Origin of the sequence: Methylobacter sp. S3L5C, assembly GCF_022788635.1 — a bacterium.
Classification (GTDB): Bacteria; Pseudomonadota; Gammaproteobacteria; order Methylococcales; family Methylomonadaceae; genus Methylobacter_C.
In genome coordinates this window covers 4,784,902-4,799,196 of record NZ_CP076024.1, presented here as the reverse complement: position 1 = coordinate 4,799,196, position 14,295 = coordinate 4,784,902, and the positions used below count along the sequence as shown (strand labels likewise).

General features: G+C 40.3%; 10 protein-coding genes. 7 read left to right on the top strand and 3 right to left on the bottom strand.

Annotated features, from left to right (window positions below; all coding sequences use genetic code 11):
• Positions 1-19: 19 nt before the first annotated feature.
• Positions 20-721: a DUF882 domain-containing protein gene (locus KKZ03_RS21705; protein ID WP_243218893.1), complete on the bottom strand. Its 702-nt coding sequence runs from the start codon at positions 719-721 to the stop codon at positions 20-22.
• Positions 722-1,200: 479 nt separating this feature from the next.
• On the opposite strand from KKZ03_RS21705, the gene KKZ03_RS21700 reads away from it, so the two are divergent.
• The 4 genes from KKZ03_RS21700 (at position 1,201) to KKZ03_RS21685 (ending at position 7,814) form a co-directional block, all read left to right on the top strand.
• On the top strand, positions 1,201-2,493 hold the full coding sequence (locus KKZ03_RS21700) for a flavohemoglobin expression-modulating QEGLA motif protein (RefSeq protein WP_243218892.1): 1,293 nt from the start codon (positions 1,201-1,203) through the stop codon (positions 2,491-2,493).
• Between the two features lie 105 nt (positions 2,494-2,598).
• On the top strand, positions 2,599-3,033 hold the full coding sequence (locus tag KKZ03_RS21695; protein ID WP_243218891.1) for a heme-binding protein: 435 nt from the start codon (positions 2,599-2,601) through the stop codon (positions 3,031-3,033).
• Positions 3,034-3,120: 87 nt separating this feature from the next.
• Positions 3,121-7,248 (top strand): DEAD/DEAH box helicase, encoded by a 4,128-nt coding sequence (locus KKZ03_RS21690; protein WP_243218890.1) that lies wholly within the window; start codon positions 3,121-3,123, stop codon positions 7,246-7,248.
• Positions 7,249-7,334: 86 nt separating this feature from the next.
• On the top strand, positions 7,335-7,814 hold the full coding sequence (locus KKZ03_RS21685; RefSeq protein ID WP_243218889.1) for a carbohydrate-binding protein: 480 nt from the start codon (positions 7,335-7,337) through the stop codon (positions 7,812-7,814).
• Between the two features lie 36 nt (positions 7,815-7,850).
• Here KKZ03_RS21685 and arfB read toward each other — a convergent pair whose 3' ends face one another.
• On the bottom strand, positions 7,851-8,267 hold the full coding sequence (gene arfB / locus KKZ03_RS21680) for an alternative ribosome rescue aminoacyl-tRNA hydrolase ArfB (RefSeq protein ID WP_243218888.1): 417 nt from the start codon (positions 8,265-8,267) through the stop codon (positions 7,851-7,853).
• 540 nt (positions 8,268-8,807) lie between these two features.
• On the opposite strand from arfB, the gene KKZ03_RS21675 reads away from it, so the two are divergent.
• From KKZ03_RS21675 to ftsH, 3 genes are all read left to right on the top strand, one after another.
• Positions 8,808-9,266, top strand: a complete 459-nt coding sequence (locus KKZ03_RS21675; protein WP_243218887.1) for a cupin domain-containing protein — start codon at positions 8,808-8,810, stop codon at positions 9,264-9,266.
• Between the two features lie 495 nt (positions 9,267-9,761).
• The gene (locus tag KKZ03_RS21670) at positions 9,762-11,141 is read left to right on the top strand and encodes an RNA polymerase sigma factor RpoD/SigA (protein WP_243218886.1); all 1,380 of its coding nucleotides are present in this window, start codon (positions 9,762-9,764) and stop codon (positions 11,139-11,141) included.
• A gap of 172 nt (positions 11,142-11,313) precedes the next feature.
• Complete coding sequence (gene ftsH, locus KKZ03_RS21665; protein WP_243218885.1) at positions 11,314-13,230, top strand: ATP-dependent zinc metalloprotease FtsH; 1,917 nt, start codon at positions 11,314-11,316, stop codon at positions 13,228-13,230.
• A gap of 84 nt (positions 13,231-13,314) precedes the next feature.
• Here ftsH and KKZ03_RS21660 read toward each other — a convergent pair whose 3' ends face one another.
• Positions 13,315-14,268, bottom strand: coding sequence for a Nudix family hydrolase (locus tag KKZ03_RS21660; RefSeq protein WP_243218884.1), 954 nt, complete (start codon positions 14,266-14,268; stop codon positions 13,315-13,317).
• Positions 14,269-14,295: the final 27 nt, after the last annotated feature.

The window sequence follows — 14,295 nt, the reverse complement described above, 5'->3', positions numbered from 1 at the left end:
GAGTATTATGTGTATTTCGTTACCAGCTTCTAATCTCGCCGGTATCCAGATGTACAAAACCACTGCGAGGATAGTAACCGACGCCACCTTTTGCCATTGCTATGGCCGCATTTTTAATCGTTTTTGTTGCTACTCCTTGAACCTGTATATCTATTGCTCTTCCCTGCATATGAAAACTATGTTCAGCAACCCCACTACTATGGCTGCGTAACTGGGCGTTGGTAATCGGAGAGCGATAACCGGAGACGATATGAAAAGGTTTGGTAACGCCAAGTGTTTGCTTCAGATCAAATAACTGATCCAGCAATGCGGTATCAATGGGGTGAATATCATCGTTATGGTAGTCACGCATCAGGTAATTAATTTCTTTCAGTGCGTCTTTAATATAGCGCCCCTGTTCAAAATAAGTTAACTTTAATTTGTCGCCGGTGTGCGCATGTTCAAAAGACAGTGTTTTGTATGCGGGATAACTAATATCCAGTGATTCTGTTTGGTTATGCCGGGTAAAAATTCGCGAATGAAAAGATTGGGTGGTAGTTTTACGAGGCGGAGCATAGTTGTGTCGACCTTGATGAATAACATGTCGAACTGCTGCAGATGCAACCTCTGATCCACCCAATGCCAGTAAAGATCCACAAGCTAACTGCTTCAAAAACTTTCGCCTTGATGTTATTGCACTGTCTTCGTCAATTACAGTATTTTTTAATGGTTGCTGGTTCATGGATTTATCTCAGGTGCTACTTATTTTGGCTATTGTGCACATTGAAGTCTTAAATTAATCTTAAATGAATAATTAATCGTCAATCAGGTATTATCACTGTAAACAGTGAAGAGTATGTAAGAATTAATAAATAACAATATAAAACAGTTGGTTGTAATAGTATATTTCAAATAGCTAACCGATTAATCGAGATTACAGATGAAACTATCAGTAATAGTATTGGTTACAGGGATTTATATCAGTCGCCGTATTGAAAAACAGCTTAGCGATAATAGAGGGCACGTTACATAATCTAGTCCGTAGCCTAGCTTATTGGTTGAGTCGATTGTATGCACACTACTTTTTTAAGTTGGCCCGCACTGGAATTCCTTGGGCTTTCTTAATCTATTGCTATACTGAACCTGGTTTTACAGTATGTATAGCTGATCTATGGGAATTATTGCCATATTAATTTAGCACAGCTATCGGATGACATAGATATGAGTAAGAAAATTGTTAAACCATCAACTTATCTGATTGAGGTTAAATCGCTTTCTGATCGCCTTGTTAAGGCACAGCAACCGATCCGTATCCTTGATGCCATTAAATGGGATGACAGTATCAAACAGGAGTTTTTTAAAGGACACTGTCAAAAACCACCGCTAATAACAACTGATTATTATCAAAATCGCTCATTGGGCTTTGACCCTACCGAGAAAAAATACGAGTTTTATCAGATAGAGCGTGATTTAGTGCGAAAATTAGGTCAACTTAACCCGCTTAGCGTTATTATGCGCAGGATTTGCCGTGAATATCAAGATGTTGTACGTATGCTTGAGGCCAGGGGGACGCCAATTTTTTCGAATATATCGCAGGAACTGTATGGCTCCTCCCAAGATGTTTTTCATGTCGGAGATCCAACCATTGCCAATCTAGGTAGTATGATGGAAGCGACACTGTCTCAACTTGTGCAACTTGATTTTTTAGCCGAAGAACCCAAGACCATTAATGCAAAAGATGCAGTAGCTATTCTTAACGAAAAAATTGAAAGTGTATTTCCTGGTGATGGCCTACGGGCAATGCTTAGCGATGGAATTGTTGCTGATGCCGCAGCAGGCACTGACTATATCAAATTGCGCGCGGATGCCTTGTTTAACATGCGTGATTTGCGGGTTCTTGAGGTTCATGAAATTTGGGTGCATTTGGGGACGACATTAAATGGTCTTGCCCAGCCTTATTGTACCTTTCTTGGCAAAGGTCCACCTTCCGCAACAGTCACTCAGGAAGGCCTGGCAGTATTAATGGAAATACTAACCTTTAGCTCTACACCCAGTCGACTTATGCGCCTGATTAATCGGGTGCGGGCGATTACTTTGGTTGAAGAGGGTGCAGACTTTATGGATATATTTACTTTTTTCATAGATAAAGGTCTTGATGAGGAAGAAAGTTATACGCTGAGTAGTCGAGTATTTAGAGGCAGTAGTTCCGATGGCTTGCCGTTTACCAAAGATCTGACTTACATCAAAGGTTTCGTACTGACTTATAATTTCATGCGTCTGGCGGTTAGTAAAGGTAAACCGGATCGTATTCCCTTATTGTTTTGTGGTAAAACCATGATTGAAGATATGAAAGTACTGGTTGATCTGGTGGATGAGGGTACTGTTATGGCGCCCCGCTTCTTGCCTCCGCAATTTAGGGATTTAATGGGCTTGTCATGTTGGTTGAGCTTTAGCCGCTTCATGTCATCGCTGAATTTTCGGCAGTTGGAGAAGGATTACGCGAATATTCTGTGAAGGATTTAAATCAGGCTGGATAATTGATTTATCCATTTCTTAAGATTATGTCGATTTGATAAATAACTTGGATTATTAATTCAATAAATTAGAGAGAACTAAATTATGCATGTAACATTTGAACAAGCCGAAAAAGCACTAGCTGCAGCCTTAGGCGAGGCAAAAAAAACAGACACCAAAATGTGTATTGCTGTAGTCGATTCGGGTGCTGACTTAAAGGCTTTCGTACGTATGGATGGTGCCTGGGTAGGAAGCGTTGATATTGCCATTAAAAAAGCCAAGACAGCTTGTTTTTTTGCCATGAACACTGGGCAAATCGGTGCATTATCTCAACCTGGCGGACCACTTTTCGGCATAGAACATTCCAATAACGGCTTGATTACTTTTCCGGGTGGCGTACCTATAGTCGATGAAAATGGCGTGCTAATTGGTGCCGTTGGGGTGAGTGGTAGCTCAGTCGAAAACGACCATCAAGTTGCCAAAGCTGGAGTTGAAGCCATCGGAGTTATTGACTTACCCGCACACCCATGGCGAACATAAATTAGCCAAATACGGTTTTATCAGCAGCCAGATAGCATTTGTAGTTATTTGGCTGTTCTAATTTTACAATGCAACAACAACATATTAATGAAAAGTAAATTAGTTACTCTTTTTAGCGCTTTATCAATCAATGAGCAAAATATTTTATTGGTTTTAGCTGTTATTTATGCCCCGATAGGTCAGTCCAATCTGCAACGTTTATTACGGACAACAGGTCTTTTCGAAGCAAAAATAATAGCTACAATTGATAAACCCTTGCGGGAAAAATTACAAAAAGCCAAATTAATTATTATTACTTCGGATGGTTGGCGTTGTAATGAAGAGATTGCTGAACTGTTGATGCGGCATGCAATAAAGGAGCCCTGGTTTACCAAGTTAGCGCAACTACTTATTGCCGAGCCTAACTATTATTATCCTGCCAGTGTCAGTATCTACCATGCCATAAAGCAATTACGAATTTTTTTATATCAGGGCAATGATTCCGCTTTTGCCGCTAATATTGAACGCTTGCATATCGAGTATCCACAAAAGTTCGCCGATAATATTAACCGAATTTTCTTTAATGATTATGATGCCGAATGGTTTACCTCGTTGTCTGATCAGATTAAATTTTTAGCCTTACGTTATTTTTTGCATGACGGCCGGGCGCGTCTCAATGATGTATCGAAGTATTCCCAACTACTTGAGCATTTTTTTGGTACAACAAAGCCTGAACATTCGGCTATCGTCCACACGGTCATTGAAGAACGTATCTTCCATGGTGATTTTAAAGATGCTGAATCATGGTTAGCGGGCGATTCGTCAGTCGATGGGCTTAAATTACTGGCCACTTTACGCTTCTTGCAAAATCGCAATAATGAAGCTATTGAGTTGTTTAATGCAGCACTTAAGGCGCTCAAAAAAGAAACCGGTAAACGTAATGTTGGTTTTGTAGATATGCATGGTTATATTTTTAATCTGGCATTGCTACGTAGCCGTAATCCGGGCAATCTACAGTTGCTTAAACAACAGACATTCTTGTCAATTAAACAGGGCTGGCAAAATGAGTTTTATCTACTGAATTTAATTTTGCTGGAAGTGGTAGATATTTATCAGGGTAAATCTACTGCCGAACACAGTGAGTATTTATTCAAGACCAATAATTTTGCCTACGAACGTTTGTTTCACGCTTTATTGCTATATTGGGTAGGCGAAATTGAAATAATGACGAGTAATCCACAAAACAAAGTGTTTTTATCCGGATTAGCCGAATTTTGTCAACAGGCACAGCAGTTAGGTTATGTCTGGTATGCTGCTGTGAGTTCATCGTTATTACAACGTCTGGATTATAAAAATAAGTCTTGCCGGCTGATAGCAGAGCAGTATTTACAATCGCCGTTTACTGACATTATTGATTTATTACCGCAAGTGTCAGCATGGCAAAGAGCATTGGATGCTTTAACGCAATTGACTGCCGAACCAAGTGCATCCGTCCAAAAACAATCACGCCTTAGTTGGTTATTAAATTTGGATAATAATATCGTGACAATGGCGCCAAAAGAACAAGTTTTTGGTAAAAGTGGTCGATGGACTAAAGGTAAGCCTGTTTCTTTAAAAAGGCTATACCATGATATGGCTGACTTTGATTACCTGTCTGAGCAAGACCGCCGTATTTGTGCCCACATAGAGCTTGAAAAAGAACCGGCTTATTACGGCTATTCAAGTAAGGAGTATTATGTGCTGCCGAGTAAAGCTATTATTGAGGCGTCAGGACATCCCCATGTTTATTGGCTTCATCAGGAAGCGTTAAACATCCCTGTTGATATCAGTCTGGCAGAGCCGCAATTGCTGGTTAAGGAACAAAAAGAAAATTTGTACATTTCGTTAATACCGCAAATCACCACACATCAAGTTATTACCCAAAAAACTGCGAGTAATGGCTTGATTGTTTATGTTATTAACGATTCGCATCGTCAGGTTGCCGAGATTTTAGGCAAAAATGGGTTAACGGTACCGGCTACAGCACGCCAACAAGTGATTGATTCCATCGCTTCAATCGCCTCAATGTTGACGGTACAATCCGATATTGGCGGAACCTCCAGTCATGCGCTTGGTGTGGAAGCCGATAGTCGATTACATATTCATTTACAACCGGTCGGGCAGGGCATACAAATAGAACTGTTTGCGCAACCGTTTAGCAATGGCGGGCCACTTTATAAACCGGGTGTCGGCGGGACAACGGTATTGGCAGAAATTGACGGTAAACAGTTACAGACTACCCGCGATTTTAAACTGGAAAACCGTTATTTAAAGCAAATATTGAGTGAGTGTCCGGAGTTATATGCCGTTAAAGAGCTTAAATGGCTATTGGATGATGCCGAGTCGGCACTGGAAGCATTATTACAATTGCAGACATTGGGTGATTTTGCGGTACTTGAGTGGCCCAAAGGTAAAAAAATTCAGCTCAGTCGTGAAGCCGGATTAGCGCAAGTACAGTTTTCGGTACGCAAAGAAAAAGACTGGTTTAGTGTCGAAGGTAGCGTCCAGGTTGATGCTGAACAGGTTTTGGATATGCAACGCTTAATGAGTCTGTTAAGTAGTTCCTCAGGTCGTTTTCTTAAGCTTGAAGACGGACAGATTATTGTCTTAACTCGAGAATTACGCCAACGCCTGGATGATTTGGCCGGTTTAGGTGAAGTACAAAAAGATAAAGTGCGCTTTCATCCGTTAGCAGCACTGGCGCTGGATGAAATTACCAATGGTATGGCTGTTACCGCCAGCAAGCCCTGGAAAGATCAATTGCTGCGACTTAATGAGATGGGAGATTTAAACCCTGCATTGCCATCAACCTTACAAGGTGAATTACGTGATTATCAACGTGAGGGTTTTCAATGGATGATGCGTTTGGCGCATTGGGGAGCCGGTGCGTGTCTGGCCGACGACATGGGACTGGGTAAAACCGTACAGGCTTTAGCGTTGATTTTAGCCCGTGCATCCAAAGGGCCTACCTTGATTTTGGCACCTACCTCGGTCTGTATAAACTGGCTGGAAGAAGCGCAGCGTTTTGCACCTACCTTGAACATTTATCAATTTGGGTTGGGCGGCAGGCAGGATATGTTGGATGCTGCAGGTCCTTTTGATTTAATAGTTTGCAGTTACGGATTGTTACAAACCGAGGCAGACCGCTTGACGCAAAAACATTGGCACACCATTGTTGCTGATGAAGCGCAGGCAATTAAAAATGCGACAACAAAACGCTCAAAAGCGGCGATGGCGTTGCAGGCGGATTTTAAATTAATTACCACCGGTACTCCCATAGAAAACCATCTGGGCGAATTATGGAATTTATTTAATTTTATTAATCCGGGCCTGCTGGGTTCTTTGCAAAAATTTAACGAACGCTATGCGCAGGCTATCGAAAATGAACGGGATCATGAGGTTCAGCAACGACTGCGAAAGTTGTTACGGCCATTTATTTTACGCCGGCTTAAAAATGATGTGCTCACTGAATTACCCTCACGTACTGAAGTGACTTTACATGTTGAATTAAGTCCTGGCGAGCGGACATTCTACGAAGCGTTGCGTCGTAATGCCATGCAGACCATGATGGAAGATACCACTCAGCCCGGACACAAACAGCTGAAGATATTGGCAGAAATCATGAAGCTACGACGTGCTTGTTGTCATCCACGTCTGGTGATGGAAGAAAGTACGCTGGGTAGTTCCAAGCTAGAAGCTTTTGAAGAATTAGTGGATGAGTTGTTGGATAATCGTCATAAAGCCTTGGTGTTTAGTCAGTTTGTCGGACATTTGACGCTTATTCGCGAGTTATTGGATAAAAAAGGTATTCCTTATCATTATCTGGATGGCTCAACTCCTGTCCCGCAACGCAAAAAAGCCGTTAATTTATTTCAGGCAGGGGATGGCGATTTATTTTTAATCAGCCTGAAAGCGGGTGGTACCGGTTTAAATTTAACGGCTGCAGATTATGTTATTCATATGGATCCGTGGTGGAATCCGGCCGTCGAAGATCAGGCTTCTGACCGCGCACATCGTATGGGACAAAAGCGTCCCGTTACCATTTATCGGTTGGTTGCAAAAGATACCATTGAGGATAAAATTGTCGATTTACATAAACATAAACGGGATTTAGCCAATAGCTTGCTCGAAGGCGGTGAAGTAAGTGGTAAGATGTCTGTTGAGGATATGATGGCTTTGATTAAAGACATTGATTAAGCACAAGTTTTAGGGCTTGCATTGTTCTTAAGTCCAGCCTGGGAACAATAAGTAAAAAAGTTAACGATAATCCAAAAGGCTCAATAATGCGTAAAACACAAATCGATCAACCCGTAGAAAATATAATCCATACTGATGTAGTCTATTTGGATTTAAAACATCTGGCACAGGTAGAAATAAGCTCGGAGTGCCGCGAGCACCCGATTGAATCGGCATTGGTGGATGGTCCAAGTTCAGGTTGGGAGGCCGCTTCTCCTGGTGAACAAATAATACGGCTTATTTTTGATCAACCCCAGGTTATTAAACAAATAGTCTTGTCATTTGATGAGACAGAGATGTCCCGCACGCAAGAATTTGTTTTACTGTGGCGCATGGATAATGATGATTTTTTTCGGGAAATCCTGCGCCAGCAATATAATTTTAGTCAGCCACTGACGACTCAAGAAATTGAGAATATTACCGTCGATCTCAAGCAGGTAAAAGCACTTGAGTTACGAATTATCCCCGATATTAGTGGCGGTGAGGCTTGGGCGAAACTTACCCATCTACGCATTTCGGCAACCTAAATAGTACCCCGGACGCTGCTGTTTATTAAGCCTGAACTATTGAATATTACTTTTTCCTCTCAATGCCTTAAGCTGGCCTTGCCGGGTTTTACTGTCCAGACGCTTTAGCTTTGATCCTTTAGTCGGCTTTGTTGCTTTACGTTTTTTATGCACTATCGTGACACTTTTTATTAAATCCTGTAGTCGGCTATAAGCATCTTCCTTGTTTTTTTCCTGGGTTCGGTATTGTTGTGCCTTGATCACAATCACACCATCTTTTGATATACGCTGGTCATTTAAAGCCAACAGTTTGTCTTTATAAAACTCAGGTAAAGATGAGGTATTAATATCAAAACGTAAATGAACGGCAGAGGATACTTTATTGACATTCTGACCGCCAGCACCTTGCGCACGAATGGCATAAACTTCAACTTCATTGTCTGGAATGCTCACCTGACCGGATATTTGTAACATTACTATAGATTTTCAGATAAATAATCTTTGATATTAACAGATACTATCCCTTCAGAGGATCTTATCTGTATTAACTTGTAGCGACGTGAGTTGGAAGTTTACTTTCTGAGGGTTTATAGCTGCCTTTTGATGGTGTGACATTGTTTTTTTGAGCTAATGCCGCTTATCTGGATAATAATTATCATCATGAAGCAACAAAGCGGATTTTCTATGTCACGCTAAAACACCTACTTGTGGTGTCTTTGATGGCTGTTCCAGATGCGATTCTACCTTTCGCTATCCATAGCTACGTACCTTCTGCATAATCCACAGGGATGTGGTGAATACAGAGTTTGCATGGGCAAATATCTGTCTTAGCAGTCGTTGTAAATAAACAAAAATTCTGCGCCATTTGGATACATTAATTCCTGGATATCACCTAATACTTAGATTAAGCATCTGCATGCCGGATGAGCGATAGATAATACTCGATATCTTATAAGGTGTTATGCTGAAAAGAAAAAAATAAATTTGCGATAAGGATTTTTGACGCAGACAACATTGGATTCGGCTGAATTTATAGCCGTATTTAATCTTTATAACATAAGAAAAGGTAACAAGCAGATGTTAAAAATAAAAACCATTAAATCAGCAGGATTTGTTTTGATAGCGTTTACAGCGATACTTTTTATGACGAGTAAAACGGTTTCATCTGAGGAAAAATCAGCGTTAAATAAAACAGTGCTATTGGCACACGATGTTGAACTCCCGGATAAAAATATTAATACGAAAATAATTAGAGTCATATTTCCGGTTGCTTTTAAAACGCCTTGGCATACGCATCAAGGACCAGGGCCTCGTTATGTTGTCAAGGGCAAACTAAAAGTTATTGAGGGAGGGAAAACGAACACCTACTCTGTTGGTGACGTTTTTTGGGAATCCGGAGATTTAATGTCGGTTGAGAATATTGGCGAAGATATCGCTGAATTAATTATTTTTGAATTGGCATCCGCAAAATAAAACAACTTACTGAACAGTCCCTGTTCAGCGTCTTTTTCCATGGCTTTAGTCAAGATAATCGCAGCTAAAGCCATTCTCACAAGATTATTTTCATTGATCTCAATCTCCTTGTACAAGGTTTATTCTTTATTTTTTTGATTGGAATTTTTTTCTTTAATGCCTGATATATATAGTTTTATTGGATTTTTATGAAAGTTATAAAGCAGGATAATCAGTCGTTATGAGTGTTTTTTACCTTGTTAAATGTAAAATATTATGTGGCTTGTTCAGGTTTTGTTAAACTATATTTTGACAACATTCTTTCTAATTGTTACATTATCGTGAAATGATTAGTAAACAAATCGTTAATAGCTAATTTCATCGCAGTTGTAAACAATGGAATTATGCCAATTTGAATTTTGTTATAAAAAGATTAAGTTAGTAAATGATGGTTTCTGCATAGCGGTTACCTAACTTTAAGTTTTTAAGGCACTCTGTTTGCGAGGATTTGGTGTTATGGCTTATTTAAATACACAGTTGTCAAAGCAAGAATTAGGCGTGGTTGCTGAAAACATTCCTATTGAAAATGAACTAGCTGAAAGTAATATTACTGCCCCGACAGACTTTGTCGAGAATAGTAATTTGAAAATAGCGCGTAAATTAATAGATGAAAAATCCAGACTAATAAACGTGCTGTGTCAATTTCCGGTAACGGCTTTATGGTTGCTCAACGAATATGAACAAAAATCTTATGCGACTGAATCAGATGATGAAGCAGCTTCAGCGTCAGAATTAACAACTACGCTAATAAATATAAAAAAGTACTTTCACTGTCTGTCTGGCAAAACTTTATTAGATGCAACTTATATCGCTGACAAAAAAAATCTCTATACAGCTTTGCAATCATTTCCTTTCTCTTTTAATGATTTGACAAAACTGGTAGACACTATTGTTTATGCCCATAAATTTAGAGGCCTTTGTTATCAACCTACGCATAGTCTCGACAAAAATTCTGATTTAATTCTTAAGCGCCTGGAAGGTTTAAGTCGACGTAGCACTAATAAATCTTCTAAATGGTCACAAATATTATTGGCTTATGATGGGCAGTTTTTATTTTTGTCCAGCAGTGACATGCATAAATATTTTTCCGAGGTGGTTATTTCTGAACACCATTGGTTAAAATTGAGGCAACAACTCGCTACAGCAAATTCCAGATTAGTTTTATTTATTGCCAATCAATATAAAGGCTGTTTTTTAAATTTTGATGATCTTGTTCAGGAAGGTCAGATTGGTTTGCTAAAGGCGGTTGACAGGTTTAACTACCGGTTGGGTTTTCAATTCTCAACTTATGCCGGTTACTGGATCAGACAGTCTATATCCCGGTCTTTGTCTCGCTGCGAGAGAGTTGTGCGTGTGCCTTGCGGGCAAGTGGCTAACATTAATAAAGTTTTTCGTACCAAGGACCAACTGACTACGAAACAAGGCAAAGAACCCAGTATTAAAGAATTGGCTGAATGTGCAAAATTATCGAATGATGAAATTAATTCTATTTTATCTATTTCACAAACAGCTATGTCGCTTGAAGGCTTTGAAGATGACGAAGAAAATTCTTTTGCACCAATTGATTTTTTGGAGCAACAGGTTTTTACGCCGTCCTTTATGACGATAGCGAAAAGTGATCTTGAGGATTTAATTACTAAAGCAATAAAAGTGCTTAATCCAAGAGAAGCTAAAGTCATTTGTTGTCATTTTGGTGTTAATAGCGATAATGAAATGACTTTACAGGAAATTGGCGCAGAGCTTAATCTAACCAGAGAGCGTGTCAGACAAATTCAGGTAATGGCGCTTGATAAAATAAAACGTAGTTTTGGCGAGCAATTAATAAGTTTTTTATAATGTACAAAAGCATAAAAGATAGTTAATATTTAATCCTACTAAAATGGTAGGATTAGTAAGTAATCATTTTAGACTGATGACAGGGTGACCGAAACCATCAAGTTTCAAATGCAGCTGTAAGTAACCGCAACGCTTTACATCGACCTTACTTAGAGGGCCAGGAGATTAAAACATGAAAAAATATATACTAAACACGCTTCTTTGGAGCGTTGTATTGGCAGGTGCATTTTTAATATATAACCGCGTAAACACGACGCCGCCAATAGATGAATCCATTGCTTACTCGGAATTTATCGGCAAGGTTAAGAATAAACTGATTGATCGCGTAGAAATATCCGGTCAATCTATTAAGCTGCGTACCTCGGATGGTCAAAACCTGGAAACATTTAATCCTAATGACCCTCATTTGGTTGATGATCTTTTAAATGCCGGTGTTCAGATAAGAACAAAACCACCAGCGCAACAATCCCTGTTTATGCAAATGTTTATCTCCTGGTTTCCCATGCTACTGCTGATTGCAGTGTGGATAATCTATATGCGTAAAAGCCAAGGTGCGGGTATGGGCGGTAATTCATTTGGTAAAAGTAAAGCCAAACTGCTCGAAGAAGATAAATTGACTGCAACCTTTGCTGATGTAGCCGGTTGCGAAGAAGCTAAAGAAGATGTCTCTGAACTGGTTGATTTTTTGGCTGATCCACAGAAATTTCAAAAACTGGGTGGACAAATACCACGCGGTATTTTAATGGTAGGACCTCCAGGGACAGGTAAAACCCTGATTGCCAGAGCAATTGCCGGTGAAGCGGGTGTTAAGTTCTTTACTGTCTCAGGTTCTGATTTCGTAGAAATGTTTGTTGGTGTTGGTGCCTCCAGAGTCAGGGATATGTTTGCCCAAGCCAAAGAACACGCCCCTTGTATCATTTTTATTGATGAAATAGATGCGGTCGGTCGCCAAAGAGGCGGTGCCGGCATGGGTGGCGGTAATGATGAGCGTGAACAAACACTTAATCAGTTGCTGGTTGAAATGGATGGTTTTACTGGAAATGAAGGCGTTATAGTTATCGCTGCAACCAACCGTGCCGACGTTCTAGATAAAGCATTGCTAAGACCGGGTCGTTTCGATCGTCAGGTTAATGTAGGTTTGCCTGATGTTCGCGGTCGTGAGCAAATTCTGAATGTACATATCAAAAAAGTACCTGCTTCTGATGATGTTAAATTAAAAGATATTGCCAGAGGCACACCCGGATTTTCAGGTGCAGATTTAGCTAACGTAGTCAACGAAGCTGCTTTGTTTGCAGCAAGATCCAACAAAATACAAGTCAACATGAGTGATCTTGAAAAAGCCAAAGACAAGATCCTGATGGGTGCTGAAAGGCATACTATGGTAATGACGGAAGATGACAAGTTATTAACTGCGTATCATGAAGCCGGTCATTGTATCGTTGGTCAATCATCACCTGATCATGACCCGGTCTATAAAGTGAGCATTATGCCACGAGGCAGAGCTTTGGGTGTGACCATGTTTTTACCTGAAAGAGATCAATACAGTGCAAGCAAACGCAAGTTGGAAAGTCAAATAGCCAGTTTATTTGGTGGCAGAATTGCCGAATTAATGATTTATGGTGGTGACCGCGTCACAACCGGAGCATCAAATGATATTGAACGAGCTACTGAATTGGCCCGGAATATGGTTACTCGCTGGGGCTTTTCCGATAAATTGGGTCCCCTTGTTTACGGCGAAGAAAATGGTCAAGCTTTCATGGGTTATCCAGGATCTCAAGGCAGCAAGGTATCAGGCATAGTTGCCGAGCATATTGATGAAGAAATACGTGCGGTCATTGACTGTAACTATCAACGCGCAGAAGCTATTTTGCAGAATAACATCAGTATTCTTCATAAAATGGCTGATGCTCTATTGAAATGGGAAACTATCGATAAAGATCAAATTGATGATTTGATGGCAGGTAATGACCCACGACCACCAAAAGATGACAATGAATCAAGTAAGTTAATGTATACAAAGCAGGATAAAGTTGATAACAAACCAGTAAAAATCAACATCAACAAAAATAAACCTGCCGGACAAGTTTGAGGTGCGCTCATTCGGGGGGCCTATAAGGCCCCCTTTTTTTTGCCTAACAATTACCACTACTGGTTATGTGAAAATTTTTTATCTTTATCCTTCCAAAAAAGCCCTGATTGCAGAAACTCCCTGGGCTCCAGTCTGCCGTGCCTTATCTAAATCTGATTCAGAAAGTCCTCCCAATGCATAAACGGGTATATTGACTTGAGAAACCAGTGTTTCGAATTGTTCCCAGCCCAGCGGTACGGTTTCCGGGTGTGTTTTTGTCGCTAACACGGGAGCCAAAACGACAAAGTCTACGCCTATGGTTTGCGCGTGCTGTAGATCCTGAAGACTATGACAGGATGCTGCAACCCAGCGTGCCTGTTTTGAAGTATCGATAGGGAAGGTGGGTCGTTTGGTTGCAGATATTAAATTCTGACTGGTTAGATGAATGCCATCAACGGCAAAATTGGCTGCATTGTTAACGGCAGAATTAATTAACAACAAGACGCCTTGTTGTCGGCATAAAGGATACGCCTGTTCAAGAAACGTGTGTAGGGTTTGGGGTGATACGGTTTTTAGCCTTAGTTGGATTAACTTAATGCCTCGGGTCAATATTTTTTGCAGGTTTATCAATAACAAAGATTCATCCAAATCGTCCAATATTGCATAATACGCTGGCAATTTGGCGGCAGTAATGATGGCTTGATTGGCGGCGGGGAAGGCATGGTTTTCCAAATCGTTGGGGTTAACCCATTTAAAAGCTTGGCCTTCACAGCTTGTCGCATTACCTGAAAAATGATCGACTAAAAATACATTTAGTTGTACAGTTAAATCCGGGTATTGATGTTTAATGGTAATTAACGGTGTTGCCGTTATTACGGTAATGGCCAGTTCTTCTTTAAGTTCACGGATTAATGCCTGTTTTGCAGATTCCCCCTGTTCTATCTTGCCACCGGGGAATTCCCATAAGCCACCTTGATGTAACGATTTATCACGAAGGGAAATTAAAACCTGTCCTTGAGCGTTTTTTACAACACCTACGGCAACTTGAAGTACTTTCATATCAGGGTCGATAGAGTCGGTGGAAAG